The following is a 26,910-nucleotide window of genomic DNA, read 5'->3' as shown; positions in this document are numbered from 1 at the left end:
ATGCATGTTGGTCATACAGCCTTTAGTTTGGTTGAAGATTTTGTGAAGTTACATCGCTTACCATGGCGTTGACCAACCTGTTGAGGCCGGATATCCGGCCTTAGTCATTTTTCTCCCTCACCATTCAGTTGGCAGGCGCGCCGGTGTTGCTCCTTGCGCAGCTAGGCACCAGCTCGAATGATATTGGGTGACTCAATCTGGAATTTTACTATGGCATGCGGCGAATTTGATTTAATAGCTCGCTACTTCAACCGGTACAGAACGGCCCGCCGGGATGTTCAGTTAGGCATTGGCGACGACTGCGCTCTGCTGACTGTCGCTGAAAAGCAGCTATTAGCGGTAAGTACCGATACCCTGGTAGAAGGCATTCATTTCCTCAAAACAATCGATCCGGCCGATCTCGGTTATAAAGCATTGGCAGTGAATCTCAGTGATTTAGCCGCCATGGGCGCCGATCCGGCGTGGGTATCGCTGGCATTGACCCTGCCGGAAGTGAACACCGAGTGGCTGGAAGCCTTTAGCGATAGCCTGTTTGATCAGCTCAATTACTACGGTATGCAACTGATTGGCGGCGACACCACCCGTGGCCCATTAAGCATGACCCTGACCATTCAGGGGCTGATTCCTATGGATCGCGCCTTAACGCGCAGCGGTGCCGGCGTCGGTGACTGGATCTTCGTTACCGGCTCGCTGGGCGACAGCGCGGCAGGCCTGGCCCTGCTGCTGGATCAGCTGACCGTCGACAATGCCGAGCATCGCGACACTCTGCTGCAACGCCACCTTCGCCCGACGCCGCGTATTTTGCAGGGTCAGGCACTGCGTGGTTTAGCCACCGCGGCGATTGATATCTCAGACGGCCTGATTTCAGACCTTAAACACGTGCTGACCGCCAGCGGCTGCGGCGCGCGTATCGACTTAGACGCGTTGCCGTTGTCAGAAGCACTTCTGGGCAGCGTGGATGGCGATCGGGCGCTGAAATGGGCGCTGACCGGTGGCGAAGACTATGAGCTTTGCTTCACCGTTCCCGAAATCAACCGTGGCGCACTGGACGTGGCCCTCAGCCATCTGGGCGTTGATTTTACCTGTGTCGGCCAGATGGCTCCGCTGTCTGAAGGCATCACCTTCTTGCGTTCAGGCGAGCCGGTGGAGCTTGACTGGCAAGGGTTTGATCACTTTTCAGCAGGAGTTGTTGCGTGACCGTTAGCCATAAAAAGCGACCTGAGAACTACAAAGGTAAAACCGGCGACCACAAACGAGATATGGCCGCTGCGAAGAAGCGCCTTAACCTGCGCAACCCGTGGCACTTGCTGGCTACCGGCTTTGGCAGCGGGCTTTTCCCTTACGGGCCGGGCACTGCCGGTTCGATTGCCGCGATCCCTTTCTGGATCGTGCTGACCTACCTGCCGTGGCAGCTTTACTCGCTGGTGGTGATGTTCAGCATCTGTATCGGGGTTTACCTCTGCCGCCAAACGGCCAGAGACATGCAGGTTCACGATCACGGCAGCATCGTGTGGGATGAGTTTGTCGGCATGTGGATCACGCTGATGGCGCTGCCAGTCAATGATTGGCAGTGGATCGTCGGCGGTTTTGTGGTATTCCGCATTCTGGATATCTGGAAGCCGTGGCCTATCCGCTGGTTCGACCGCAATGTTCATGGCGGCATGGGTATCATGATTGATGATGTTATCGCCGGGATTTTTGCCGCAGGCATTATCTATTTGGTTGGGCATCACTGGCCGATTGGCCTGTTTTAAGCCGACTTGAAATGTGAAAAGGCGCTGAGCTTCTGGCTTCAGCGCCTTTTTTACGCCTTCCCCTCACCGCGATTATTTATAGCCCGTCGCCTCATGCGGCTGATAGGCCATCTCCAGCTCGGCAATCTCTTCTATCGATAGCTTCACTTGCAGCGCCGCAATAGCGTCTTCAAGGTGGGCAGGGCGCGAGGCACCGATGATTGGTGCAGTAACCGCAGGCTTGGCCAACAGCCACGCCAAGGCAATTTGCGCCCGCGGAACGCCGTGGTCCTCAGCCACTTTCTCCAGACGCTCGGCAACTTTGGCATCAACAGCATCCGTGGCGTCATACAGCTTTTGGCTGACTTCATCGGAAACCGATCGCGCCGTGGTTTCGCCCCAAGGCCGCGTCAGTTTGCCTCGCGCCAGCGGGCTCCACGGCAGGACGGCGATATTCTCCTGCACGCAGAGCGGGTGCATGTCATTTTCCTCTTCGCGCTGGATCAGATTGTACTGATCCTGCATCGAGACAAACGACGCCCAGCCGTTTTTCGCCGACACTTCGAGCGCCAGCTTGAATTGCCGGGCATGCATGGAAGACGCGCCGATGTAGCGCGCCTTGCCTGCTTTCACCACGTCATTCAGTGCTTCCAGCGTCTCTTCGATGGGCGTCTCATAGTCCCAGCGATGGATTTGCAGCAGGTCCACGTACTCCATGTCCAAGCGCCGCAGGCTGTCATCAATGGATTGCAGAATTGAAGCGCGAGACAGCCCCGGCTTGAGGCCGGTGACGGCATTGTAGACCTTGGTGGCGACCACCAGGTCTTCACGCCGGGCGTACTCTTTCAGCGCGCGGCCAATAATTTCTTCGCTACTGCCATCGGAGTAGTTATTGGAGGTATCGAAGAAATTAATTCCGGCGTCCAGCGCCTGCTTAATGATAGGGCGGCTGCTCTCTTCGGGCAGAGTCCAGGCGTGAGAGCCGCGGTCCGGCTCGCCAAAGGTCATACAGCCCAAACACAGGCGTGACACCTCAAGATCGGTTTTTCCTAGTGTAATGCGTTGCATCATTCCTCCTGCTTGTTGTTTTTATTCAAGAACAACCTGTGCAGATTCATAGCACGCTATAAGTGTAGTTCAGGCAGGACGGAGAGCAGGATAACGGCGGGAGTAAGTGTGAAGCTCCCCTCTTTAAAATAGCTAAAGAGGGGAGATGCGGCGGCGGTTAGGCCAGCCAGTCGTTGATTTGGCGTTCGATGCCTTCGGCGTCCAGACCAATGTCGCGGCGCACTTCGTCCTGTGTGCCTTGAGAGACGAAGTGGTCCGGCAAACCAATATTCAGCACCGGCACCATCAGGCGTTTGGACATCAGCAGCTCATTCACGCCGCTGCCCGCGCCACCCATGATGGCGTTCTCTTCCAGCGTTACCAGCACTTCATGGCTAGAAGCCAGCTCGAGCACCAGAGCTTCGTCGAGAGGTTTAACGAAACGCATATCGACCAGCGTCGCATTCAGCTTTTCGGCCACGGCGTTGGCTTCTGGCAGCAGGGTGCCGAAGTTTAGGATGGCGATTTTCTCGCCTTCGCGACGCACAATGCCTTTACCCATTGGTAAGGAGGCCAGCGGCGTACACTCCGCGCCGGTTCCGTTGCCACGAGGGTAACGCACCGCCACCGGACCCTCTTGATAGTGGTAGCCGGTGTGCAGCATCTGGCGACATTCGTTCTCATCGCTCGGCGTCATGATGACCATGTTCGGGATGCAGCGCAGGAAGGACAGGTCAAACGCGCCCTGATGGGTCTGGCCGTCGGCACCGACGATACCGCCACGGTCGATGGCGAAAAGCACCGGCAGGTTTTGAATCGCCACGTCGTGGATCACCTGATCGTAGGCGCGCTGCAAGAAGGTCGAGTAGATGGCGACGATCGGCTTGTAGCCGCCGATAGCCAGCCCGGCGGCAAAGGTCACCGCGTGCTGCTCGGCAATCGCCACGTCGAAATACTGCTGTGGATATTCTTTGGAGAAGCGCACCATGCCGGAGCCTTCGCGCATCGCCGGAGTGACCGCCATCAGCTTGCTGTCTTTGGCGGCGGTTTCGCACAACCAGTCGCCAAACACTTTAGAGTAAGTCGGCAACCCTTCTTTGCTTTTCGGCAGCGTGCCTAACAGCGGATCAAATTTCGGCACGGCGTGCCAGCTGATCGGATCTTTCTCGGCTGGCTCATAGCCTTTGCCTTTCTTGGTCATGATGTGCAGCAGCTGCGGGCCTTTCAGCTCGCGCATGTTTTTCAGCGTCTGCACCAGCGCCAGCACGTCATGGCCGTCAACCGGGCCGATATAGTTAAAGCCCAGCTCTTCGAACAAAGTGCCAGGCACCATCATGCCTTTCAGATGTTCTTCCGTGCGGCGCACCAGCTCTTTAATTGGAGGAATGCCGGACAGCACCTTCTTGCCGCCTTCGCGCAGGCGCGAGTAAAGCTTGCCGGAGAGCAGCTGTGCCAGATGATTATTCAGCGCGCCGACGTTCTCAGAAATCGACATTTCATTGTCGTTGAGCACCACCAGCATGTCTGACTTGATGTCACCCGCGTGGTTCATCGCTTCAAATGCCATACCGGCGGTGATGGCGCCATCACCAATCACACAGATGGTCCGGCGGCCTTTGCCTTCGCGCTCGGCGGCCACGGCCATGCCTAAACCGGCACTGATCGAGGTGGAGGAGTGACCCACGGACAGGGTGTCAAACTCGCTCTCTCCGCGCCACGGGAAGGGATGCAGGCCATCTTTTTGGCGGATAGTGGAAATTCTGTCGCGGCGGCCGGTCAGGATTTTGTGCGGATAGGCCTGATGGCCGACGTCCCACACCAGACTGTCGAATGGCGTGTTATAGACGTAGTGCATCGCGACGGTCAGTTCAACCGTGCCCAAACCGGACGCAAAATGCCCGCTGGACTGGCTGACGCTGGCCAATAGGTATTGGCGAAGTTCGTCGCAGAGCTTTGGCAAGCTCTCTTTAGGAAGCGAACGGAGTTCTTCGGGATTCTCCGCCAGCGCCAAGGTCGGGTATTTGGCTAATTCAAGACTCATGAGTTGCTCATAGTAAGTTCAACGGCATATAGGCTGCCTCGCGGGCGTTGTTGCTTCCATGTCACAACGCCCATGGCCCGGCTATATCAATTATCGCGTTCAATCACGAAGCGGGCTAATGCGTGCAGCGGTGCCGTATTGTAAGAAAGTGCGGCCAGCTGTTCTAATGCCGCGACCGCTTCTTGATAGAGGTCTTTGGCTTTCGCTTGTGCGCCATCCAGTCCCAGCAGTGCGGGATAGGTACTTTTGCCGAGTTGCTGATCGGCTCCCTGACGTTTACCGAGTTTTTCGGTGTCGCCAATCACGTCCAGAATGTCATCCTGAACCTGAAACGCCAGGCCAATGGCTTGGGCATAAATATCCAATTGAGGAAGCGCAGCGCGGCCTTTTTCACCCGCGGCTAACGCCCCCATGCGTACCGCGGCGCGGATCAGTGCGCCGGTTTTGTGGCGATGGATCTGCTCTAAGGCTTGCAGATCGATCTGTTGACCTTCAGCCGCCAAATCCAGTGCCTGACCGCCACACATGCCGGCAATACCACTGGCCGCGGCTAATTCAGACATCATTGACAGGCGATCTTGCAACCGCACTTCGCCCATCGGGCCGTCGGCCAAAATAGTGAAGGCCAGCGTTTGTAAGGCATCACCCGCCAAAATGGCGTTCGCCTCGCCAAATTTAATGTGGCAAGTGGGTTGACCGCGACGCAGGTCATCATCATCCATGGCGGGTAAATCATCATGGATCAATGAATAGGCGTGGATGCATTCAATGGCTGCCGCCGGGGCGTTCAGTGAGTCCAAATGCAAACCAAACAGCTGACCTGTAGCATAGACCAAATAAGGGCGCAGGCGTTTTCCACCCAACAACGCACCGTGGCGCATGGCCTGAGCCAGCGGCATCTCGGCAAAAGGTTGGGCATCTATGTAGGAGGTTAGCGCCCGATCGACACGTTTTTGCGCCGAACGGAGCTGGCTGTTGAAATCAATGCCTTCGGCTTGTTGTGCAATATCAGCCATGACAGATCACTCAGCGTCCGGGGTAAAAGGTGTCAGCGGGGCGTCATTGTCGCTATCCAGCAGGATTTGAACGCGTTGCTCGGCTTGTTGCAATTTTTGCTGTCCCTGACGGGCCAATTGCACGCCGGTTTCGAACTCATTCAGCGCGTCTTCCAGCGGCAATTCGCCAGATTCGAGGCGAGAGACAATCTGTTCCAGTTCGGCCAGAGCAGTTTCAAAGTTGGCGGGTGCTACAGCTTTTTTCGGCATAATTCTCTTTCAAACTCGTTGGTCAGATAGGTTGGGCAGCAGCGTGACGCTGCAATGTAAGTCATCGCCCTGGCGGGATTCCGTCTCGACGTCATACCCGATGTGTGGTTTTGTGCGCAGAGACCCTATTTAAAGTGGTATACTTTGCGCCGCTGAATCTGGCTCAACAAAATTATCGTTAAGCTATACGGCTATTCAACGCTGAAATGCCAACAGGCTCTATTACTCGTTAGTGTTAGTCGGCGTTGGGCTTAACAATAATAGGCGCTTTCAGCCTGATCCAGCCACTCATTCCCTGTTTTCTCACTGCTAACAAAAGACTGCTATGAAGTTTATCATTAAATTGTTCCCAGAAATCACCATCAAGAGTCAATCTGTGCGTTTGCGCTTCATTAAGATCCTCGCAAGCAGCATTCGCAACATCATTAAACCTCAGGATGAGTCATTGGCTGTGGTTCGCCACTGGGATCATATCGAAGTTCGCAGTAAAGACGAAAGTAAACACGACTTGATTATCGAATTGCTGTGCCGCATTCCCGGCATTCGTCACGTCGAAGAAGTGGAAGATCGTCCTTACACCGACATGCACAATATCTTCGAGCAGGCGCTGGAAGCTTATGGCCCTGAAGTTGAAGGCAAAACCTTCTGCGTGCGCGTGAAGCGCCGTGGTAAACATAGCTTCAGCTCCGGCGACGTCGAGCGCTATGTTGGCGGTGGTTTGAATCAACACGTTGAATCTGCGCGCGTTAATCTGACCAATCCGCAGGTGACCGTGAAGTTGGAAATCAACGACGACCAGCTGGTGCTGATCAAAAGCCGTCACGAAGGTCTGGGCGGCTACCCGATTGGGACGCAGGAAGACGTTCTGTCGCTGATCTCCGGCGGGTTTGACTCCGGCGTGTCGAGCTATATGTTGATGCGTCGCGGCTGCCGCGTGCATTACTGCTTCTTCAACCTTGGCGGCTCAGCCCATGAAATCGGCGTGAAGCAGGTGGCTTACTACCTGTGGAACCGTTTTGGCAGCTCACACAAAGTGCGTTTCATCGCTATCGACTTCGAGCCGGTGGTGGGTGAAATCCTTGAGAAAGTCGAAGATGGCCAGATGGGCGTGGTGTTGAAACGCATGATGGTGCGCGCAGCTTCGCAAATCGCCGAGCGTTACGGCGTTCAGGCGCTGGTAACGGGCGAGGCGCTGGGGCAGGTTTCCAGCCAAACGCTGACCAACCTGCGTCTCATCGACAATGCGACAGACACGCTGATCCTGCGTCCGCTTATCTCTCACGATAAAGAGCACATCATCAATCTGGCTCGCCAAATTGGCACTGAAGACTTTGCTAAAACCATGCCGGAATATTGCGGCGTGATTTCTAAAAGCCCGACCGTGAAAGCCGTTAAAGAGAAAATCGAAGCCGAAGAGCAGATGTTCGACTTCTCGATTCTCGACAAAGTGGTTAGCGAAGCGCAGAACCAGGATATTCGCCAGATTGCTGAACAAGCCGCGCAGGAAGTGAAAGAAGTCGAAACCGTGGCTGAGTTAGTAAGTACTGACATTCTTCTGGATATCCGTGCGCCAGACGAAGCGGAAGAGAAGCCGCTGGAGCTGGAAAATGTCGAAATCAAGGCCGTGCCTTTCTACAAGTTGAGCACCCAGTTCGCCGATTTGGACCAGAGCAAAACCTACTTGCTGTACTGCGAGCGCGGCGTGATGAGCCGCCTACAGGCGCTCTATCTGCTTGAGCAGGGCTACACCAACGTTAAAGTTTACCGCCCTTAAGCCTTATCGCGCGCTAAAAACAAAACCCGGCCATGCCGGGTTTTTTTATGGTCTTTTCTCAATGCCATCAAACGATAGTGAGCGATTACTCACGCGCCCCTTCGTCAGTGAAATTATAAATTCCCGGAGACATGACTAGCTGAGCGGCAATCTCCGCCGCTTTTGGCCGGTCGAACAGCAGTTCGATCAACTTTAGGGTGAACTCCATCGAACTGCCCGGCCCCTGACTGGTAAGCAAATTAACCCGAGGGTCATGCATCACCCGGCGATCTGACCATTTGTTGGCGGCGATTTTATCTTTCAACCCTGGAAAACCGGTGATATTGGCGATAGGGAATAAGTCGTGATACTCCAGCACCAGGGCTGGCGCGGCGCAGATGGCAGCGACAACTTTACCGGCAAAGTGCATCTGGCGAACGGTTTCCACCAGCAGCGGGCTGTCGCGGAAGCACTCGGCGCCTTTCACGCCGCCCGGCAGAACAATGGCGTCAAAGTCGTTATCGGCGACATCCACCAGTGGGGCATCGGCCAGCAGCCGCACGCCGCGCGAACAGGTGATTTCCAGCGCGCCGTCGCCTGCTACGCTTGCCGTGGTCACTTTGGCACCGGCTCGAACCAGCAAGTCGATGGCCGTGACGGCCTCAATTTCCTCACTCCCAGGTGCCAGGCAGACCAGAACCGAAACACTCATAGCCATTTTCCTTTCTTTTAACGGTATCGAATAAGTGACTGTTCACCGGCAGAGTCAGCCCGTGCTTGCGCCCGCGGCGGATAACATAGCCGGTAATATAGTCGATTTCTGTGTGACGCTGAGTGCGAATGTCCTGCAACATCGACGAGTGGTTGGCGGCCGTGGTGTCGATCACCTGATACACATAGCTCAACAGGGACTCTGCGTGAGTTTGATATCCCTCAATCGCCATCACTTCCGCCACTTCGGCGCAAATCTGCTCTATTTCGCTGCTAAATCCCAGCAAGTCGCCATTAGTACAATTATGTACGGCGGTCAGAGGGTTAATCACGCAGTTAACCGCCAGCTTGTTCCATAGAGAAGGGTAGATGTTGTTATGCCAGGCCACGTCGGGCAGGGCGTCATGCAGCACGTCGGCGATATGGCTGGAAGCCGCGCCTCGCGCAGATACCGGGCCGATATGGGTTATCCCGGCGGCAACGTGCAGAATGGCATTGCCCTCGTGGCGTGCGGCGTGGGTGGTCGCCCCTTGTAAAATGGACAGGCGGCTGGCCGGTAATTCATCAATGGTACCCATGCCGTTATGCAGCAGCAGCAGAATGCAATTGTCGTTGAGCATCGGCATTAGAGCGCTCACCGCGCCGGAAACTTGCCAGGCTTTTAGCGTCACCAACAGCAGTTCGCTTTCGGCCAAATGCTGCGGGTCATTGGTTGGGAGGTTACGGTTGAACGCCACGCCGTCCGGCGATATCACGTTAACGGCAACAAAAGGCTGTGGAATGCGTACCCAACCTTGTACGTCATGGCCTTGTTGGTACAGGGTAGATAGCCAAAGCTGCCCCAGGGCACCGCAGCCAAGAACTGTAATTTTCATTATGCCTCCTGAGCAATCAGATCTAACATACTCAGTAAATCGAATTTAATGTTTCTAATTTGTTATTAATTTGTATTTTTTAGTATAGCATTCTGTGCTGTGTGTCACATATTTTCGCCCATCGGCACCATCTTAACGGCCAGCCTAATAAAAACCGACGGCTTATTTTTGGCTTCAATGAGCGAAGGCGGTATTATGCACGCCATCATAAGACTTATCATCATAACGACATGGGTTAAAGCCCCAGGGAGAAGCGATTATGCCGTCATTCGACATTGTTTCTGAAATCGACATGCAGGAAGTGCTCAACGCGGTCGACAACGCTAGCCGTGAACTGCAAACCCGTTGGGATTTCCGCAACATTCCCGCCAGCTTCGAGCTGAATGAGAAAAACGAAACCATCAAAGTCGCCAGCGAATCTGATTTTCAGGTGAACCAACTGGTTGATATTCTGCGTGAAAAGCTGGCAAAACGTGGCATTGAAGGCGCGGCGCTGGAGATCCCTGAGAAAATGGATCACAGCGGCAAGACTTACAGCGTAGAAGCTAAACTGCACTCAGGGATTGAATCTGCGGTTGCCAAGAAGATTGTTAAGCTGATTAAAGACAGCAAAATCAAAGTGCAGACTCAGGTTCAGGGCGATGAAATCCGCGTGACGGGTAAAGCGCGTGATGACCTGCAAGCCGTGATGGCGCTGGTGCGCAAAGGTGATTTGGGCCAGCCTTTCCAGTTTAAGAACTTCCGCGACTGATTGCCCTGTCGCAAACAAAAAAGGACGCCCTGTGAGCGTCCTTTTTTATTATCTCATCAAAGTATTAGGCAATGGCGACCAGTTGCTCTAGCGCTTTGCGGTTGGTCTGTTTGGTGTCGACTTTGACATAAGCACTCAGTTCTTCCGGCACTACAATCGCTTCGGCAACGCCCGGCTGGGCTTTGATGCGTGCTTCAAGGGCCGAGTCTTTCACCGCCAGCTCAGACAGCGTAATGCGCAGGCTGCTGACGTAAGGCGGTTCGCTCATGGTGGCGCTGACAATCAGCCAGACCACGGCAATCGCCGCGCAAACCAAGAAGACTGCGCCAGCACCGCCCGCTCCGTAAACGTAACCCCCCAAGCTGCCGCCGATGGCCACGCCGATAAACTGGCTGGTGGAGTAAACGCCCATCGCCGTGCCTTTATAGCCCGCCGGAGACTCTTTGCTGATAAGCGAAGGCAGGATGGCTTCCATCACGTTGAAAGCTAAGAAGAACAGCTGGATGCCGGCAATCACCACCCACAGGCGCAGACCGGCATACCACAGCACCAGCTCAGCCAGCAGCAACACCGCCACGCAGCCCATGAAAACTTGCTTCATGTGACGCTTAGATTCGGCGTAGATGATGACCGGAATGACCGCCACGAAGGAGACAAGCATAGTCACCAGATAGACACGCCAGTGCTCGCTCGGCGGGAAGCCCGCGTGCTCCATCACTTGTGGCAGCACCACGAAGCTCGACATCAGCAGAATGTGCAGACAGAGAATGCCGAAGTTAAGCTTCAACAGTTTCTTGTTCGCCAACACCTTGCCAAAGCTGCCTTTCACCATGCTCGATTCACGGTTAAGGATGTGGGTCGCTGGAGCCGGGACCACCAACAGCGTGATAACAATGGCAATAATCGTCAGCAGGGCGATGGCCCAGAACAGCGCATGCAGGCCCCACGCATGGGTAATGATTGGGCCGAGCACCATGGCGATAGCAAAGGTGATACCAAAGCTGATGCCGATAAAGGCCATCGCCTTGGTGCGGTTCTGCTCGCGCGTTAAGTCAGACAGCAGCGCCATCACGGCGGCAGCAATCGCGCCCGAGCCTTGCATCGCGCGGCCAATGATCACGCCCCAGATTGAATCTGTTGATGCGGCAACCACGCTACCGATACAGAAGATGATAAGCCCGAAGACGATCAGCGGCTTGCGGCCAACGCGGTCGGAGAGCAGGCCAAAAGGAATTTGGAAGACGGCCTGTGCCAGTCCATAGATACCGATAGCAATGCCGATAAGTGTTTCACTGGCACCCGCGAGCGCCATACCGTAAGTGGTCAGGACGGGTAGCACCATAAACATGCCGAGCATGCGCAAAGAGAAAACTATCCCTAGTCCCCACGTCGCCCGGCTTTCCTGCGGGGTCATTTGGTTATCGTTCATTACTACCTCAAGACTAAAACCTGCGACATTGTAATGTCTTTAACTTGTGCCGGTAAATTGCTGGATGTTTAGCAGATATTACCGCCGCCAGTGGGCCAGAAGCACAACGTTATGAAAATTCTGACTGGATAAAGCAGGGGAGGGCTCAAAAAAATGACCAGTATCGCTACTGGCCATTGTTGTGCTGTATGTCGCTAAAGAACTCAGCGCGTCATGCTTACCAGACGTAGGTTAACAAGTTGTTCGGCGAAGCGGCGTTGAAGTCGATAGACATCATGACGCTCAGCGAAGTGATCGCGATAATCGAGAAGACAAACAGCTTTCTTGCCCACACGATGTCGTTTTCGGTTTTGTAACCTTTCAGCGCCATGCCCAACCACCAGACGCTCACGGCGGCAGCCACAATCAGGTATTTATAACCCGCGTAGCCGCTCAAGGTCAGCATCAAGGTCGCCACCATAAAAGCAATGATGTAGACGGTGATGTGGTGTTTAGCCACTGAAATGCCTTTCACTACCGGCAGAACCGGAATGTTGGCAGCCTGATAATCTTTAAAGCGGAAGATGGCAATCGCGTACGAGTGCGGCATCTGCCACAGGCTGAAGATCAGCAGCAGGATCAGCGCGCCCATATCGAACTGGCCGGAAACGGCACAGTAACCGATAACTGGAGGCGCTGCCCCTGACAAGCTGCCGATCAGCGTGCCATATACCGATTTGCGTTTCATATACAGGCTATAAACCCCGACATAAACCACAAAGCCCATCACAGCCAGCCACATCGCCAGCGGATTGGCACCGATATACAGCAACGCAAAGCCCGCAATACCCAAAATGGTAGCGTAAACCAGGGTTGTTTTCGGCGGAATCAGGCCCTTAACCAGGACCCGGTTCTTCGTTCTTTCCATAATCTTGTCGATGTCGCGGTCAATAAAGTTGTTGAAAACACAACCCGATGCGACAACCAACGAGACGCCCACTAAGGTGGCGAGAAAGAGAGGGAAGTCGATGCTGCCTTTGGCAGCAAGGAGGAATCCCCCGACGACAGAAATTAAATTACCGAAAATAATTCCTGGTTTCGTTACTTGCAGGTATTGCTTAATCATCACGTGCAGCTCGGCTCTTTAACTGACCATCATATTGAGGTTGAGGTTATACATAATCCACAGTGAGCCCACAACGACGATAAAGATAATCACAGCGGTGAACAGAAATGCCACCAGGTTCCAGCGTGCTTCCGATGCAGTACTTAAGTGCAGGAAGTAAACCAGATGTACAACGATCTGGATAATCGCAGATGCGACCACCGTGCCAATGATAAGCGAATGTGAAGCTGTATCGCTCATTACCATGGCAAACGGGATAACCGTCAGAATAACTGACAGGATGAAGCCAATCAGGTATGACTTCACGCTGCCGTGGCTTGCGCCGCCATGGGAAGTGGCAGAATGACTCATGCTAATACCCCCATCAGATAAACAACGGTGAATACGCAGATCCATACCACGTCCAGGAAGTGCCAGAACAGGCTCAGGCACATCAGGCGGGTTTGGTTAACTGCGGTCAGGCCGCGACGGCTAACCTGTACCATCATGGTGATGATCCAGATCAGGCCACAAGTTACGTGCAGACCGTGGGTTGCTACCAGCGCGAAGAACGCTGACAAGAAACCACTGCGATCCGGACCGTAGCCTTCTTTAATCAAGTGATGGAATTCATAGAGTTCCATCGCGATGAAGCCAAGACCAAACAGGAAGGTCAGGAACAACCAGCTGTTAACAGCTTTTACGCTGCCTTTAGTCATGCCCAGCATCGCCATGCCGTAAGTAATACTACTGAACAGCAGGAAGAAGGTTTCTACCAGTACGAATGGCAGTTCAAAAATATCTTTACCAGACGGGCCGCCAGCGGTCCCGTGCACCAGTACTGCGTAAGTTGCGAACAAGCTCGCGAACAGTACGCAGTCGCTCATCAGGTAGATCCAGAAGCCGAAGACTTTGGTTTCACCTGCGTCGTGGTGCCCATGCTCTGCATGGGCTGCGTCGTGGTTAGTCAGGGTATCAGTTGCCATGTTTCAAGCCTGCTTTGCTGATTTGTTCAAAATGTTGGCTCTCAATACGTTCGATTTCTTCAACCGGCACGTAGTAATCAACATCTTCATCGAAGCTTTTCACAATCCAGGTTACAACCAGTGCGATGAAGCTAACCAGCGCCAACCACCAGATATCCCAGATTAATGCAAAACCGCTTACCAGGCTGAGCATCGCAATGATGAAGCCTGCGCCGCTGTTACGTGGCATATGAATTTTTTCATATTTTGCTGGTTTAACATAAGCTTCGCCTTTCTCTTTCATGTCCCAGAACGCGTCGCGGTCATGTACCTGAGGTACTACTGCGAAGTTATAGAACGGAGGAGGAGAAGAGGTTGCCCACTCCAGAGTACGTGCGCCCCACGGGTCACCCGTCAGGTCACGGTTCTGGTCGCGGTCACGAACACTCACAACGATCATGATCAGTTGGCAAAGAATACCGATTGCAATCAATGCTGCACCACAAGCTGCCACGACCAGTAATGGGTGGAACTCAGGGTCGATATTCTGGCTAACGCGGCGAGTCATACCCATGAAGCCCAGTGCATAGAGCGGCATGAAGGCGACGAAGAAGCCGATGATCCAGAACCAGAATGAACGCACACCCCATTTTTCATTCAGCGTGAAGCCGAAGGATTTAGGGAACCAGTAAGTCAGGCCAGCGAAGCAACCGAATACCACACCACCGATAATAACGTTATGGAAGTGAGCAATCAGGAACAAGCTGTTGTGCAGCACGAAGTCTGCGCCTGGAACAGCCAACAGAACGCCGGTCATACCACCTACAGAGAAGGTGATGATGAAGCCGATAGTCCACAGCATCGCAGCGTTAAGCTGGATACGGCCTTGGTACATGGTGAACAGCCAGTTGAAGATTTTTACCCCTGTTGGGATAGAAATAATCATCGTCATGATACCGAAGAAGGCATTGACGTTGGCACCTGAACCCATGGTGAAGAAGTGGTGCAGCCAAACAACGAACGACAACACGGTGATGGCGATGGTTGCCCATACCAGTGAGGTGTAGCCGAACAGACGTTTTTTGGAGAAGGTCGCAGTAACTTCTGAGAACACACCAAATACTGGCAGAACCAAGATATACACTTCCGGATGGCCCCAGGCCCAAATCAGGTTGATGTACATCATCATGTTGCCGCCCATATCATTGGTGAAGAAATGGGTGCCCAGATAGCGATCCAGGGTCAGCAACGCAACGGTTACGGTCAGAATTGGGAACGACACGATGATCAAGACGTTGGTACACAACGCAGCCCAGGTAAATACCGGCATTTTCATCAGCGGCATACCAGGCGCACGCATCTTGAGGATGGTGGCGAAGAAGTTAACACCGGTCAGCAAGGTACCAATACCGGATATCTGGAGACTCCATATCCAATAATCGACCCCGACACCCGGACTGTACTCCTTACCTGACAACGGCGGATAGGCCAACCAACCGGTCTGCGCGAACTCACCAACCCCCAGAGAGATGTTGATCAGTACAACGGCAGCGGCGGTAAACCAGAAGCTGATGTTGTTCAGGAACGGGAATGCAACGTCACGAGCACCGATTTGCAGCGGCACAACCACGTTCATCAGACCGATAACGAAAGGCATCGCCATGAAGAAGATCATGATCACGCCGTGCGCGGTAAAGATTTGGTCGTAGTGATGAGGCGGTAGGAAGCCCGGTTCTCCCGCAGAGGCGAGGACTTGCTGGCTACGCATCATGATGGCATCGGCAAAGCCACGCAACAGCATGACGAAGGCCAGAATGATGTACATGATACCTAATTTTTTGTGGTCAACGGAGGTGATCCATTCGTTCCACAAATATTTCCATTTGCCGAAATAGGTGATGCCGGCCAGAACGGCCAAGCCACCAATAATTATCGCGGCAACGGTGACCACGATAATCGGTTCATGATACGGGATCGCATCAAGTGTTAATTTTCCCAACATCGTTTATTCCTCGGCTCCGGCTGCGTGAGCATGATCGCCCATGTCCATGCCTTTCATGTCAGTGCCGGCTGGCATTGGCATTGTCTGGCCTTTGTGCATGTTCATATCACCCATGAATTTGCCAATAATTTCTTTGAACAATTCAGGTTTGACGCTTGCGAAGTATTCAACCGGGTTGTCGATACTTTGCGCTGCCAGTTTGTTGAAGTCGTCAGTGGTTGCCAGTTGGTTTGGCGCGCTCTTCACTTTCGCAACCCATGCGTCAAAGTCTTCACGCGTAGGAGTAGCAATGGTGTTGAACTTCATGCCAGAGAAACCGCGGCCACTGAAGTTTGACGAGATGCCTTTATAGGTACCAGCTTCGTTTGCAATCAAATGCAACTGAGTCTGCATACCCGCCATCGCGTAAATCTGTCCGCCTAACTGAGGAATAAAGAACGAGTTCATCACAGAGTCAGAAGTGACTTTGAACTGAACCGGAACATCTTTAGGGATAACCAATTCGTTAACAGTTGCGATGCCTTGTTCTGGATAAATGAACAACCATTTCCAGTCCAAAGAAACCACTTCAACTGTCAGGGTCTTTTGGTCAGATACGATAGGCTTGAACGGGTCAAGTTCGTGAGTGGTTTTCCAAGTTATCGTTGCCAGGATGGCAATGATGATAATTGGAACCGTCCAGACCACGGCTTCGATTTTGTTGGAATGGGACCAGTTCGGGCTGTACTTAGCGTTTGTATTAGAAGCGCGATACTTCCATGCAAATGCAAAGGCCATGATAATAACTGGTATAACCACGATCAGCATTAATCCGATTGCGGTCAGTATCAGCGTTCTCTGCTCGAGTCCAATTGCTCCTTTGGGATCCATCAATGCCGTATTGCAACCACTTAACATTAAAGCAGATGCAAATAAGGACAACATCCCAATACTTTTATTGTATTTCTTAAGTCTCATCTAACGACCTCAATAAATCAGGGCTCTATTGTCGCTCCATGTGTGCGGGCATTTTACGGGAAGGTTGCAGTACTGTAAACACGCTTAAGGAAGTGTCAGCGGGCCACTGCCACTTTATGTTAACGAAGTCACACATGTCACGGAGAGTGACAATTTCTCAATGTCAACAATATGTTGCGTGGGTTTCTTTCACTATGGTGAGTAAAAACAAGGTATAGCAGTAATGCTTAATATTTAATGCGAAGTGTAATGTTCTTGGTAGGTTTAATTAATGTTAACGCAATGTATAAATACGGTGAATTTAAAAATAAAAAGCAGGTAAAAAAAAAGTGTATTTGAAAGATGCTGTAACTTATTAATTATATTTTATTGAATGAAGTTTATCTCAGCGCAGGGAAATGTTACTTAATTTGAGCTTGGTTTTGGCCTCGCCAATGCCCTTGAATCGCCCCGCCAGCCCTGATATACCCATGATTTACACCGATATATCAGGCCAGAATTCGACTTAAGGGACAAGGGCGAACTGTCTTAAACTCGACGCAGGCGGCGCAGAGCCACAAAGTCGAGAATGCTGCCGAGCGCGATGCCGAACAGGCAAATCACAGCCCCGGCTTCGATCAGTTTCTGCGGCAGAGAGGTGAAGGTGGTCCACTCCAGCGAGTTGGTGATCAATAGCACCAGCCATGCCGCTAACAGTAAGCAACCTACCATTAAGATGCGCAGCGCCAGTCGGTAATGGCTGGCGAATAGAGTGCGTGGTAAGAACTCGTCGGTGTTTTGCGTGTGTTCAAGGGTTTGGCGGCAGATAGCCAGCAGTAGCAACCCCGGCACGGCGGCGGCGATGGAGAAGAGATAGAACAGCGGCCAGCCATGTGCTTCGACAAACCAACCGGCGATCGGCCCGACGTACACCCGGCCAACGGCGGACAACGCCGAGAGCAGCGCAAACTGGGTGGCGGAGAACGACTTATTGCATAGCGTCATTAACAGCGCGACGAACGCGGCGGTGCCCATTCCTCCGCACAGATTTTCGAAGAAGATCGCCGCGCCCATAGAGTAGATGTGCTTATCCGTGACCGCCAAAATCCAGTATCCCGCGTTGGAAACGGCCTGCAAAATGCCGAAAATCATTAACGCGCGGAACAGGCTGAGGCGCTGCATCACCATGCCGCCATACAGCGCGCCAATAATCGTCGCTAACAGACCAAGGGTTTTGTTCACCAAGCCCACTTCCCCGGCGTCAAACCCCACGCCGCGAATCAGGAAAGTAGTACTCAGGCTCCCCGCGAACGCGTCGCCCATCTTGTACATCACAATCAGCAGCAGAATCAGCCAGGCGTTGTTGCGGCTGAAAAAGTCTTTGAGAGGGGCTACGACTGCAATTTCTATGGTACGAGGTGCTGGCTCAGAGACATCAGGCTCCGGCGCCATAATGGTGGCCACCACGCCAATCAGCATCAGGCCCGCCATCAACCAGTACATGTGTTGCCAGCCGAGGTAGCGATCGGCTATCCACAGCGCCAACCCGCCAGAAACCAGCATCGCCAATCGATAGCCCAATACCGACACGGCCGCACCACTGCCACGCTCGGCGGCGGGCAGAAGATCCGTCTTATAGGCATCAAAAACAATATCTTGCGAGGCGGAAGCAAAGGCGATCAGTACTGCCAACGCAGCCAGCCAGAACAGCTCTTTCGCCGGATCGAGATAGCCCATAGCGAAAATCGAGGCCACCAACAGCAGCTGGGTGAGGATTAACCATCCACGACGGCGGCCGAAGAAAGAGGGGGTGTAGCGGTCCATCATCGGGGACCAGAGGAACTTGAAAACGTAGGCCTGGCCGACCAGAGAGAAAATCCCAATGGTTTTTAAATCGACATTCTCGACGGTCATCCAGGCTTGCAGCGTGCCCGAGGTCAATGCCAGAGGTAAGCCGGATGCAAACCCGAGCAGCAGTAATATCAGCGTATTGCGCTGTGTGAAGATTTTGAAGTACTGGCTTACCATTAAAATGTGTTCCCGCAGACCGATAGAGTAGAGGCGCTGGGGAATGATAAATGAAGGCGGGAAATAATGGTAAAAACAATTCTGCCCGACAGTGCCGGGCAGAAGAGTCAGTCAGCTTAGCCGGTTAAGATTAACGGGCGTTGGCTTTGATGAAGTCACTAATGCTGGTGTCTTGAGCCATGTCGTTGATGACGTCGCCCAGCGTGCTGTTAACCGCATTGGTGATTTTGTCGTTGGTCGCAGTAAGCGCACCCTGCACATTGTAAGTAGAACGGTAGTTTTTAACCTGTTTATTACCATTTTTCGCCGTAGCGATGATGGAGATATCAGCCTTGGTGGTGATGTTGTAGCGCAGGTTGCCTTCTTGCACGTCAGCAAACAGTTTGTTCACCACCACTTGCAGATCAACGGCGCCGTCTGCACCAATCATGTAACCGCGCGCGGTCATTTGCTTTTCCAGAGACTCTTGCAGCAGGAAGCGCAGGTCACGAGATGGGGTCAGGGAAACCAACTGGCCGTCACGGTTCACTTTAGCCAGCGCCTGATCCTGACGTTGGTCAGCACCATTAATGCTGATAGTGATGCCCTGAAGGGTAGGATCCTGCGTTGGCAGAGTGATTTTTGGCGAAATATTTAAGGTGTTGGTGCTGGTAGCGCAACCTGCAAGCATGAACAATGCTAATACAGGGAAAATGATTTTTTTCAACATGTTAGGTTCTCAATTAATGCATCTGATTCCAGATGTAAAATGGGATCGATTACTGATAGTGGTTACATCATAACATCGCCATTTTTGGGTGTAAGCCCTGACTGGTGGTAAAAGCGACATTTGATTAAATTTAAAGCAAACTGACTTATTGATATCTAATGGTTTCGCCTAAAATGCAGATTAATGGCTAAATACCATTAGGTAAGACAAACCGATTGCCTTTTTTATCAATCGCAGCAGAAATTTTGTTTCTGTAACATACTAATAAATCGCAAAGCCGCCTATCCTTAATAGTGTGACAGATGGTCAAGTAAGGATGCAGTTCCCTGCTAACGGCGTAAGGAGATTGCTATGATTCGCGAGCAAATAGAAGCAAAATTAGTTGCAGCGTTTGAACCTGCGTTTCTGGAAGTAACTGATGAGAGTTATCGTCACAATGTCCCAGCCGGTTCAGAAAGCCATTTCAAAGTAGTAGTGGTGTCCGATAAATTTGTCGGTGAGCGCTTCCTTTCACGTCACAGAGCGATTTATGGCGTACTTTCAGAGGAGCTTGCGGGGAGTGTTCATGCCTTGGCATTACACACTTATACGCAAAAAGAGTGGGAAGGCTTACAGGATACTGTATTAGCTTCGCCTGCTTGTCGAGGTGCCGGAACCTTAGCCTAATCGCGAAGGATCTTGCTCCCAAAAATCATAAAATTCCCTTCTAGGGTACGGTATCACTGGAACTTTCTCCATAAGATGCGGTATTAGTAGGGGCAAATTCTGAAACGGCCTGCGGGCCGTTTCTGTTTTAAACGAGAAGAATAAGTGGCTGGCAGGCGACAGGGTTGTTTAAGCCTTTGCATCGACTACGTTTTCCGAGGGATCGACCGCAATGCGAGTTTTCCTCCCACGCAGTAGATTACCGTCCTCGACTCGCCGTCTATGCGCCGCTATAATGTCGCGTCTTATTTTTCCGGAATGGTTTCGGGACGCTTTCGAATACAGGGCTACGTTCTTAATCAGGACTGTCCCGGTTCTTAGAAGTCGTTTTCAAGGTAAGTTCGTTCTTTTCCACGCTTCTCATCTTGAGAACGACTTCTGGAGTTGACCGAGCACTGTAATTTTTTTGAGGTAACAAGATGCAAGTTTCTGTTGAAACCACTCAAGGCCTTGGGCGCCGTGTAACTATTACTGTTCCTGCTGACAGCATTGAAAAAGCAGTGAGCAGCGAACTGGTCAACGTATCGAAAAAAGTACGTATTGACGGCTTCCGTAAAGGCAAAGTACCAAAACACATCATCGAGCAGCGTTACGGTGCTTCCGTTCGTCAGGACGTTCTGGGTGATCTGATGCAGCGCAACTTCGTTGACGCGATCATCAAAGAGAAAATCAATCCAGCTGGCGCACCTAACTATATTCCGGGTGAGTACAAACTGGGCGAAGACTTCAACTACAGCGTTGAATTCGAAGTGTACCCAGAAGTTGAGCTGAAAGATCTGGAAAACATCGAAGTTGAGAAGCCAGTTGTTGAAGTTAACGACGCTGATGTTGACACCATGCTGGAAACGCTGCGCAAGCAACAAGCTGACTGGAAAGAAACTGACGCTGCCGTTACTGCTGAAGATCGCGTAACTGTTGATTTCTCAGGTTCTATCGACGGTGAAGATTTCGAAGGCGGCAAAGCCTCTGATTTCGTACTGGCTATGGGCCAGGGCCGCATGATCCCAGGCTTCGAAGAAGGTCTGTTGGGTCACAAAGCAGGTGAAGAATTCGTCATCGACGTAAACTTCCCAGAAGATTACCACGCTGAAAACCTGAAAGGTAAAGCGGCTAAGTTCGCGATCACCCTGAAGAAAGTTGAAGAGCGTGAGCTGCCAGAACTGACTCCAGAGTTCATCAAACGTTTCGGCGTGGCTGATGGTTCTGTTGAAGGCCTGCGTGCTGAAGTGCGTAAAAACATGGAACGCGAGCTGAAAGGTGCTGTTCGTAACCGCATCAAAACTCAGGCAATCGACGGTCTGGTTAACGCTAACGAAATCGACGTTCCAGCTGCACTGATCGACGGTGAAGTTGACGTTCTGCGTCGTCAGGCTGCACAACGTTTCGGCGGCAACGAAAAACAAGCGCTGGAATTACCGCGTGAGTTGTTCGAAGAGCAAGCTAAACGTCGCGTAGTTGTAGGTCTGCTGTTGGGTGAAGTTATCAGCCAGCACGAACTGAAAGCTGACGAAGATCGTGTTAAAGCGCTGATCGAAGAGATGGCTTCTGCTTACGAAGATCCGTCTGAAGTTGTTGAGTTCTACAGCAAAAACAAAGAGCTGATGAACAACATGCGTAACGTCGCGCTGGAAGAACAAGCGGTCGAAACCCTGTTGGCTAAAGCGAAAGTGACTGAAAAAGCCACTACCTTTACTGAGCTGATGAACCAGACTCAACCTGCATAATTGATTTGCCGGTGATTGAGCCGTTTGCCGAGAGGTTAACGGCTCTACATAAAAGCCCGCGGTTTTTACTGCGGGCTTTTTTATGCTCTACAGATGACATTTTTCTTTTTTGCTGTTGTTTTTGCACTATATTTATCAACGTAAGCAAAGAGAGTAGGCCAGCAAGTGGGTAGTGGAGGCCGCTTTAACAGGCTCTGCTATTGTTAAGCCAATCAATGAAAAATGCGCAGCCAGAGAAAGAAATCTCCCAGCGGGCTTGAAAAGGGGTGTTCGTTCCCCCAATTGTTAAATACAAACCAGGTAGCTTTGCTGCTAAATTCAGACTGATAACAACCGTCAGCCGTGATAACGGCGACTTGGCCGCTTGAGCGTAGTCATCAATGCCTATCTCAAGTAGAATCGGTTTTAACTAGCGCCAAAAGAGAATTCTATTAGGAGACGGTTATGTCATACAGTGGTGAACGAGATCAATTTGCACCGAACATGGCTCTGGTACCCATGGTTGTTGAGCAGACTTCACGGGGTGAGCGTTCTTACGACATCTACTCCCGTCTGCTGAAGGAACGTATTATTTTCCTTACGGGCCAGGTTGAAGACCATATGGCTAACCTGATTGTGGCTCAGATGCTGTTCCTGGAAGCAGAAAGTTCAGAGAAAGACATTTTTCTGTACATTAACTCTCCGGGCGGCGTGATCACTGCAGGGATGTCTATCTATGACACCATGCAATTTATCAAACCGGATGTGAGCACCATTTGTATGGGCCAGGCCTGTTCAATGGGCGCATTCCTGTTGACCGCGGGTGCGAAAGGCAAGCGTTTCTGCTTACCAAACTCACGCGTAATGATTCACCAGCCGCTGGGCGGCTATCAGGGACAAGCAACGGATATCGAAATCCACGCTAAAGAGATCCTGAAAGTGAAAGGTCGTATGAATGAGCTGATGGCGAAACATACGGGCAAAACTCTTGAAGAAATAGAGCGTGACACTGAGCGCGACCGTTTCTTGTCTGCTGAAGAATCTGTAGAGTACGGTTTAGTTGACTCCGTATTTACCCATCGCGTCTGACGACTTATTTCTGCCGGACTGATGGTCTATAGTTAAGTCATGCTGTGGCGCGTATGCGCAGTGTTGGTTGCTGCAAGTACGCGTCAATTCGTCTTTGACGGAACTGACATTGGTCAACGATATGGCAGCAGTTTAAAATAGTCGTGCCGCAGTCACCCTGCGAAACAGATATTAAAGAAGAGGTTTACTGATGACAGATAAGCGCAAAGACGGTTCAGGAAAGCTGCTGTACTGCTCTTTTTGCGGCAAAAGCCAGCATGAAGTTCGCAAGCTGATTGCCGGGCCGTCAGTGTATATCTGCGATGAATGTGTCGATCTGTGCAATGACATTATTCGCGAAGAGATTAAAGAAGTTGCTCCGCATCGCGAACGCAGCGCACTGCCAACGCCACATGAAATCCGCCAACACCTCGATGATTATGTCATCGGGCAAGAGCCTGCGAAAAAGGTTCTGGCCGTTGCGGTTTATAACCACTACAAGCGCTTGCGTAACGGTGATACCAACAACGGTATTGAACTGGGCAAGAGCAACATTTTGCTGATCGGTCCAACAGGTAGCGGTAAAACGCTGTTGGCTGAGACTCTGGCTCGTTTCCTCGACGTTCCTTTCACCATGGCGGATGCCACCACCTTGACCGAAGCCGGTTACGTGGGTGAAGACGTTGAAAACATTATCCAGAAACTGCTACAGAAATGTGATTACGACGTACAGAAAGCGCAACGCGGTATCGTGTATATCGATGAAATCGACAAGATTTCCCGCAAGTCTGACAACCCATCTATCACCCGTGATGTTTCAGGTGAAGGTGTTCAGCAGGCGCTGTTGAAACTGATTGAAGGTACGGTTGCTGCTGTGCCTCCTCAGGGCGGTCGTAAGCATCCGCAACAAGAGTTCTTGCAGGTTGATACCTCAAAAATTCTGTTCATCTGTGGCGGTGCTTTTGCTGGCTTAGATAAAGTGATTGGTCAACGCATTAACACCGGTACAGGTATCGGTTTTGGTGCAGAGATCAAAGGTAAAGCTGAGAAAGCCACTGAAGGCCAATTGCTGGCTCAGGCTGAACCAGAAGATTTGATCAAATTTGGTCTGATCCCTGAGTTCATCGGTCGTTTACCCGTAGTGGCTACGCTGAGCGAGTTGAGCGAAGACGCGCTGATTCAGATCCTGAAAGAGCCGAAAAATGCCCTGACTAAGCAGTATCAGGCATTGTTCAATCTGGAAGGTGTCGAGCTAGAGTTCCGCGACGAAGCACTGGTGGCGATTGCTAAGAAAGCGATGATCCGTAAAACCGGTGCTCGTGGCCTGCGCTCTATCGTTGAAGGGGCACTTTTGGACACTATGTACGACTTGCCATCCCTCGACAGCGTCGACAAAGTGGTAATCGATGAATCCGTCATCGCGGGTCAATCCGAGCCGTTGATGATTTATGGCAAACCCGAGGCACAGCAAGCATCTGGCGAATAATTCACCAGCTGTTCCAGTGGGTTAGTTAATAAATGGGGGATTTTGTCCCCCATTTTTTTTTACTCGCATTCTTGTCGTTGAATGTCAGATATTCATCCCCATATACTCCAATAACGACTTGCTGAAACCCGTCTGACTCGTGTTTCACGAGATTTCCTTAACCTGGCGGAAGCTAAACTAAGAGAGAGCTCTATGAACCCTGAGCGTTCCGAACGCATTGAAATCCCCGTATTGCCTTTGCGCGATGTGGTGGTTTATCCGCACATGGTGATCCCGTTGTTTGTTGGCAGGGAAAAATCGATTCGGTGCCTTGAAGCCGCGATGGATCACGACAAAAAAATCATGCTGGTGGCACAGAAAGAAGCCTCTACTGATGAGCCGGGCGTTAATGATCTCTTTTCTGTAGGCACCGTTGCCTCCATATTACAGATGCTGAAACTGCCCGACGGCACCGTGAAGGTGCTGGTTGAAGGGTTACAGCGTGCGCGCATCACCACGTTGTCTGACAACGGTGAGCATTTCGCGGCACAGGCTGAATATCTCGAATCTCCGGCTGTGGACGAGCGCGAACAGGAAGTTCTGGTGCGCACGGCCATTAATCAGTTTGAAGGCTATATCAAACTGAATAAAAAAATTCCGCCGGAAGTGCTGACTTCGCTTAACAGCATTGAAGATGCAGCCCGTCTGGCTGACACCATCGCCGCGCATATGCCGTTGAAACTTAGTGACAAACAGTCCGTTCTGGAAATGTTTGATATCACTGAGCGTCTGGAATATCTGATGGCGATGATGGAATCGGAAATCGACTTGTTACAAGTTGAGAAACGCATCCGTAATCGTGTCAAAAAGCAGATGGAAAAGAGCCAGCGTGAGTACTATCTGAATGAGCAAATGAAAGCCATTCAGAAAGAATTGGGTGAGATGGATGATGCACCTGATGAGCACGAGGCGCTGAAACGCAAAATCGAAGCGGCGAAAATGCCGAAAGAAGCGCGTGAAAAAACCGAAGCTGAGCTGCAAAAACTGAAAATGATGTCCCCGATGTCCGCCGAAGCGACCGTGGTTCGCGGCTACATCGACTGGATGCTTCAGGTGCCGTGGAATTCACGCAGTAAAGTGAAAAAAGACCTGCGTAAAGCCCAGGAAGTTCTGGATACCGACCATTTTGGCCTCGAACGTGTCAAAGACCGTATCCTTGAATATCTTGCGGTGCAAACGCGTGTCAGCAAAATCAAAGGGCCAATCCTCTGTCTGGTTGGGCCTCCGGGCGTGGGTAAAACCTCTCTGGGTCAGTCCATTGCGCGTGCAACGGGCCGTGAGTATGTGCGTATGGCGCTGGGCGGCGTGCGTGACGAAGCCGAAATCCGCGGCCACCGTCGTACTTACATCGGTTCTATGCCGGGTAAATTGATCCAGAAGATGGCGAAAGTTGGCGTTAAAAACCCACTGTTCCTGCTCGATGAGATCGACAAAATGTCTTCCGACATGCGTGGCGATCCGTCGTCAGCTCTGCTGGAAGTGCTTGATCCAGAACAGAACGTGGCCTTTAACGATCACTATCTGGAAGTCGATTATGACCTGTCAGACGTGATGTTCGTGGCGACCTCCAACTCAATGAACATTCCAGCTCCGCTGTTGGACCGTATGGAAGTGATTCGTCTTTCCGGCTATACCGAAGATGAAAAGCTGAACATCGCCAAACAGCACCTGCTGCCGAAGCAAATTGAGCGTAACGCCCTGAAGAAAACCGAGCTGACAGTGGATGACAGCGCGATCATTGGCATTATCCGTTTCTACACCCGCGAAGCCGGCGTGCGTAGTCTGGAACGCGAATTGTCCAAGCTGTGTCGCAAAGCGGTTAAACAGCTGCTGCTGGATAAGACTCTGAAGCACATCGAAATCAACGGCGATAACCTGAAAGATTTCCTTGGCGTGCAGAAAGTGGATTACGGCCGTGCAGATACCGAAAACCGCGTAGGTCAGGTGACTGGCCTGGCGTGGACCGAAGTGGGCGGCGAGCTGCTGACCATCGAAACGGCCTGCGTACCGGGTAAAGGTAAGTTGACCTACACCGGTTCACTCGGCGAAGTGATGCAAGAGTCGATTCAGGCCGCGCTGACCGTGGTCCGCGCTCGTGCGGACAAGCTGGGCATCAACGCTGACTTCTACGAAAAACGTGATATTCACGTTCACGTACCAGAAGGTGCGACGCCGAAAGATGGCCCGAGTGCCGGTATTGCGATGTGTACCGCATTAGTATCTTGCCTGACAGGTAACCCGGTTCGCGCCGATGTTGCTATGACTGGCGAAATAACTTTACGTGGTCAGGTTCTGCCAATCGGCGGCCTGAAAGAGAAGCTGTTAGCTGCTCACCGCGGCGGTATCAAAGTAGTGCTGATCCCTGATGACAACAAACGTGACCTGGAAGAGATCCCAGCCAACGTTTTAGGTGATTTGGAGATCCATCCGGTTAAGCGTATTGACGACGTTTTGAATCTTGCTCTGCAAAATCCAGCGTTCGGCGCACTTCCGGTAGCGGCAAAATAGTGATCTCGACCATCACAGTTCAATAAAACTCAGGCTGGCAGGTGAAATCCCACTTGCCAGCCTTTTTTTGTG

At 51.9% G+C, this 26,910-nt stretch carries 23 protein-coding genes; 9 read left to right on the top strand and 14 right to left on the bottom strand.

The annotated features are described in order from the left end of the window. Window positions 1-210 precede the first annotated feature (210 nt). Window positions 211-1,197 carry a thiamine-phosphate kinase gene (thiL, locus tag V2154_RS16465; protein ID WP_353503084.1) on the top strand — a complete coding sequence of 329 codons (987 nt, stop codon included), beginning with the start codon at window positions 211-213 and terminating at the stop codon, window positions 1,195-1,197. A gap of 62 nt (window positions 1,198-1,259) precedes the next feature. Continuing rightward, window positions 1,260-1,754 (top strand): phosphatidylglycerophosphatase A, encoded by a 495-nt coding sequence (gene pgpA / locus V2154_RS16460; protein ID WP_353504017.1) that lies wholly within the window; start codon window positions 1,260-1,262, stop codon window positions 1,752-1,754. 72 nt (window positions 1,755-1,826) lie between these two features. Here the strand turns inward: pgpA and V2154_RS16455 are convergent, their stop codons facing one another. The 4 genes from V2154_RS16455 to xseB form a co-directional block, all read right to left on the bottom strand. Next, window positions 1,827-2,801, bottom strand: a complete 975-nt coding sequence (locus tag V2154_RS16455) for an aldo/keto reductase (RefSeq protein WP_353504016.1) — start codon at window positions 2,799-2,801, stop codon at window positions 1,827-1,829. A gap of 157 nt (window positions 2,802-2,958) precedes the next feature. Then, window positions 2,959-4,821: a 1-deoxy-D-xylulose-5-phosphate synthase gene (dxs, locus tag V2154_RS16450; protein WP_353503083.1), complete on the bottom strand. Its 1,863-nt coding sequence runs from the start codon at window positions 4,819-4,821 to the stop codon at window positions 2,959-2,961. Between the two features lie 86 nt (window positions 4,822-4,907). Beyond that, a complete protein-coding gene (gene ispA, locus V2154_RS16445; protein WP_353503082.1) occupies window positions 4,908-5,837 on the bottom strand; it encodes a (2E,6E)-farnesyl diphosphate synthase in 930 nt (309 codons plus the stop codon). A gap of 6 nt (window positions 5,838-5,843) precedes the next feature. Further along, window positions 5,844-6,086 carry an exodeoxyribonuclease VII small subunit gene (gene xseB, locus V2154_RS16440; RefSeq protein ID WP_154145607.1) on the bottom strand — a complete coding sequence of 81 codons (243 nt, stop codon included), beginning with the start codon at window positions 6,084-6,086 and terminating at the stop codon, window positions 5,844-5,846. A gap of 325 nt (window positions 6,087-6,411) precedes the next feature. Between xseB and thiI the strand changes: the two genes are divergently transcribed. Continuing rightward, window positions 6,412-7,860, top strand: coding sequence for a tRNA uracil 4-sulfurtransferase ThiI (thiI, locus tag V2154_RS16435; protein WP_353503081.1), 1,449 nt, complete (start codon window positions 6,412-6,414; stop codon window positions 7,858-7,860). Window positions 7,861-7,945: 85 nt separating this feature from the next. On the opposite strand, the gene yajL is transcribed toward thiI, so the two are convergent. Continuing rightward, on the bottom strand, window positions 7,946-8,551 hold the full coding sequence (gene yajL / locus V2154_RS16430; RefSeq protein ID WP_353503080.1) for a protein deglycase YajL: 606 nt from the start codon (window positions 8,549-8,551) through the stop codon (window positions 7,946-7,948). Then, entirely contained in the window at window positions 8,511-9,425 is a 915-nt protein-coding gene (panE, locus tag V2154_RS16425) for a 2-dehydropantoate 2-reductase (protein WP_353503079.1), read from the bottom strand. Before panE ends, yajL begins: the two co-directional genes overlap by 41 nt. 259 nt (window positions 9,426-9,684) lie before the next feature. Here panE and V2154_RS16420 point away from each other — a divergent pair, with 259 nt between their 5' ends. Next, entirely contained in the window at window positions 9,685-10,176 is a 492-nt protein-coding gene (locus V2154_RS16420) for a YajQ family cyclic di-GMP-binding protein (protein WP_034792410.1), read from the top strand. Between the two features lie 64 nt (window positions 10,177-10,240). Here V2154_RS16420 and V2154_RS16415 read toward each other — a convergent pair whose 3' ends face one another. The 8 genes from V2154_RS16415 to V2154_RS16380 form a co-directional block, all read right to left on the bottom strand. Further along, window positions 10,241-11,605: an MFS transporter gene (locus V2154_RS16415; RefSeq protein ID WP_353503078.1), complete on the bottom strand. Its 1,365-nt coding sequence runs from the start codon at window positions 11,603-11,605 to the stop codon at window positions 10,241-10,243. A 217-nt stretch (window positions 11,606-11,822) separates the two neighbouring features. After that, on the bottom strand, window positions 11,823-12,710 hold the full coding sequence (gene cyoE / locus V2154_RS16410; protein ID WP_034792408.1) for a heme o synthase: 888 nt from the start codon (window positions 12,708-12,710) through the stop codon (window positions 11,823-11,825). Window positions 12,711-12,728: 18 nt separating this feature from the next. Continuing rightward, entirely contained in the window at window positions 12,729-13,061 is a 333-nt protein-coding gene (locus V2154_RS16405) for a cytochrome o ubiquinol oxidase subunit IV (RefSeq protein ID WP_034792406.1), read from the bottom strand. Further along, on the bottom strand, window positions 13,058-13,675 hold the full coding sequence (locus V2154_RS16400; protein ID WP_034792403.1) for a cytochrome o ubiquinol oxidase subunit III: 618 nt from the start codon (window positions 13,673-13,675) through the stop codon (window positions 13,058-13,060). The genes V2154_RS16405 and V2154_RS16400 overlap by 4 nt, the downstream gene beginning before the upstream one ends. Continuing rightward, the gene (gene cyoB / locus V2154_RS16395; protein WP_353503077.1) at window positions 13,665-15,656 is read right to left on the bottom strand and encodes a cytochrome o ubiquinol oxidase subunit I; all 1,992 of its coding nucleotides are present in this window, start codon (window positions 15,654-15,656) and stop codon (window positions 13,665-13,667) included. Before cyoB ends, V2154_RS16400 begins: the two co-directional genes overlap by 11 nt. A 3-nt stretch (window positions 15,657-15,659) precedes the next feature. Continuing rightward, the gene (gene cyoA, locus V2154_RS16390) at window positions 15,660-16,613 is read right to left on the bottom strand and encodes a cytochrome o ubiquinol oxidase subunit II (protein ID WP_034792398.1); all 954 of its coding nucleotides are present in this window, start codon (window positions 16,611-16,613) and stop codon (window positions 15,660-15,662) included. Between the two features lie 528 nt (window positions 16,614-17,141). Beyond that, window positions 17,142-18,620: a muropeptide MFS transporter AmpG gene (gene ampG, locus V2154_RS16385; RefSeq protein WP_353503076.1), complete on the bottom strand. Its 1,479-nt coding sequence runs from the start codon at window positions 18,618-18,620 to the stop codon at window positions 17,142-17,144. A 130-nt stretch (window positions 18,621-18,750) separates the two neighbouring features. Then, complete coding sequence (locus V2154_RS16380; RefSeq protein ID WP_353503075.1) at window positions 18,751-19,329, bottom strand: lipoprotein; 579 nt, start codon at window positions 19,327-19,329, stop codon at window positions 18,751-18,753. A gap of 351 nt (window positions 19,330-19,680) precedes the next feature. Between V2154_RS16380 and bolA the strand changes: the two genes are divergently transcribed. The 5 genes from bolA (at window position 19,681) to lon (ending at window position 26,838) form a co-directional block, all read left to right on the top strand. Further along, entirely contained in the window at window positions 19,681-19,995 is a 315-nt protein-coding gene (bolA, locus tag V2154_RS16375; protein WP_353503074.1) for a transcriptional regulator BolA, read from the top strand. A 458-nt stretch (window positions 19,996-20,453) separates the two neighbouring features. Next, entirely contained in the window at window positions 20,454-21,758 is a 1,305-nt protein-coding gene (gene tig, locus V2154_RS16370; protein WP_353503073.1) for a trigger factor, read from the top strand. Between the two features lie 444 nt (window positions 21,759-22,202). Continuing rightward, window positions 22,203-22,826: an ATP-dependent Clp endopeptidase proteolytic subunit ClpP gene (clpP, locus tag V2154_RS16365; RefSeq protein WP_034792385.1), complete on the top strand. Its 624-nt coding sequence runs from the start codon at window positions 22,203-22,205 to the stop codon at window positions 22,824-22,826. 190 nt (window positions 22,827-23,016) lie between these two features. Next, entirely contained in the window at window positions 23,017-24,291 is a 1,275-nt protein-coding gene (gene clpX / locus V2154_RS16360; RefSeq protein ID WP_034792384.1) for an ATP-dependent protease ATP-binding subunit ClpX, read from the top strand. A 192-nt stretch (window positions 24,292-24,483) separates the two neighbouring features. Then, entirely contained in the window at window positions 24,484-26,838 is a 2,355-nt protein-coding gene (gene lon, locus V2154_RS16355; RefSeq protein WP_353503072.1) for an endopeptidase La, read from the top strand. Window positions 26,839-26,910 lie beyond the last annotated feature (72 nt).

Origin of the sequence: Ewingella sp. CoE-038-23 (assembly GCF_040419245.1) — a bacterium.
GTDB classification, from domain to species: domain Bacteria; phylum Pseudomonadota; class Gammaproteobacteria; order Enterobacterales; family Enterobacteriaceae; genus Ewingella; species Ewingella allii.
The sequence above is the reverse complement of the archived record's forward strand: the minus strand, read 5'-3'. Positions and strand labels throughout refer to the sequence as shown.

Excerpts from the sequence above, each read along its gene's own strand:
- thiL (WP_353503084.1), top strand. The coding sequence starts at position 211 with ATGGCATGCGGCGAATTTGATTTAATAGCTCGCTACTTCAACCGGTAC.
- pgpA (WP_353504017.1), top strand. The coding sequence starts at position 1,260 with ATGGCCGCTGCGAAGAAGCGCCTTAACCTGCGCAACCCGTGGCACTTG.
- V2154_RS16455 (WP_353504016.1), bottom strand. The coding sequence starts at position 2,801 with ATGCAACGCATTACACTAGGAAAAACCGATCTTGAGGTGTCACGCCTG.
- dxs (WP_353503083.1), bottom strand. The coding sequence starts at position 4,821 with ATGAGTCTTGAATTAGCCAAATACCCGACCTTGGCGCTGGCGGAGAAT.
- ispA (WP_353503082.1), bottom strand. The coding sequence starts at position 5,837 with ATGGCTGATATTGCACAACAAGCCGAAGGCATTGATTTCAACAGCCAG.
- xseB (WP_154145607.1), bottom strand. The coding sequence starts at position 6,086 with ATGCCGAAAAAAGCTGTAGCACCCGCCAACTTTGAAACTGCTCTGGCC.
- thiI (WP_353503081.1), top strand. The coding sequence starts at position 6,412 with ATGAAGTTTATCATTAAATTGTTCCCAGAAATCACCATCAAGAGTCAA.
- yajL (WP_353503080.1), bottom strand. The coding sequence starts at position 8,551 with ATGAGTGTTTCGGTTCTGGTCTGCCTGGCACCTGGGAGTGAGGAAATT.
- panE (WP_353503079.1), bottom strand. The coding sequence starts at position 9,425 with ATGAAAATTACAGTTCTTGGCTGCGGTGCCCTGGGGCAGCTTTGGCTA.
- V2154_RS16420 (WP_034792410.1), top strand. The coding sequence starts at position 9,685 with ATGCCGTCATTCGACATTGTTTCTGAAATCGACATGCAGGAAGTGCTC.
- V2154_RS16415 (WP_353503078.1), bottom strand. The coding sequence starts at position 11,605 with ATGAACGATAACCAAATGACCCCGCAGGAAAGCCGGGCGACGTGGGGA.
- cyoE (WP_034792408.1), bottom strand. The coding sequence starts at position 12,710 with ATGATTAAGCAATACCTGCAAGTAACGAAACCAGGAATTATTTTCGGT.
- V2154_RS16405 (WP_034792406.1), bottom strand. The coding sequence starts at position 13,061 with ATGAGTCATTCTGCCACTTCCCATGGCGGCGCAAGCCACGGCAGCGTG.
- V2154_RS16400 (WP_034792403.1), bottom strand. The coding sequence starts at position 13,675 with ATGGCAACTGATACCCTGACTAACCACGACGCAGCCCATGCAGAGCAT.
- cyoB (WP_353503077.1), bottom strand. The coding sequence starts at position 15,656 with ATGTTGGGAAAATTAACACTTGATGCGATCCCGTATCATGAACCGATT.
- cyoA (WP_034792398.1), bottom strand. The coding sequence starts at position 16,613 with ATGAGACTTAAGAAATACAATAAAAGTATTGGGATGTTGTCCTTATTT.
- ampG (WP_353503076.1), bottom strand. The coding sequence starts at position 18,620 with ATGGTAAGCCAGTACTTCAAAATCTTCACACAGCGCAATACGCTGATA.
- V2154_RS16380 (WP_353503075.1), bottom strand. The coding sequence starts at position 19,329 with ATGTTGAAAAAAATCATTTTCCCTGTATTAGCATTGTTCATGCTTGCA.
- bolA (WP_353503074.1), top strand. The coding sequence starts at position 19,681 with ATGATTCGCGAGCAAATAGAAGCAAAATTAGTTGCAGCGTTTGAACCT.
- tig (WP_353503073.1), top strand. The coding sequence starts at position 20,454 with ATGCAAGTTTCTGTTGAAACCACTCAAGGCCTTGGGCGCCGTGTAACT.
- clpP (WP_034792385.1), top strand. The coding sequence starts at position 22,203 with ATGTCATACAGTGGTGAACGAGATCAATTTGCACCGAACATGGCTCTG.
- clpX (WP_034792384.1), top strand. The coding sequence starts at position 23,017 with ATGACAGATAAGCGCAAAGACGGTTCAGGAAAGCTGCTGTACTGCTCT.
- lon (WP_353503072.1), top strand. The coding sequence starts at position 24,484 with ATGAACCCTGAGCGTTCCGAACGCATTGAAATCCCCGTATTGCCTTTG.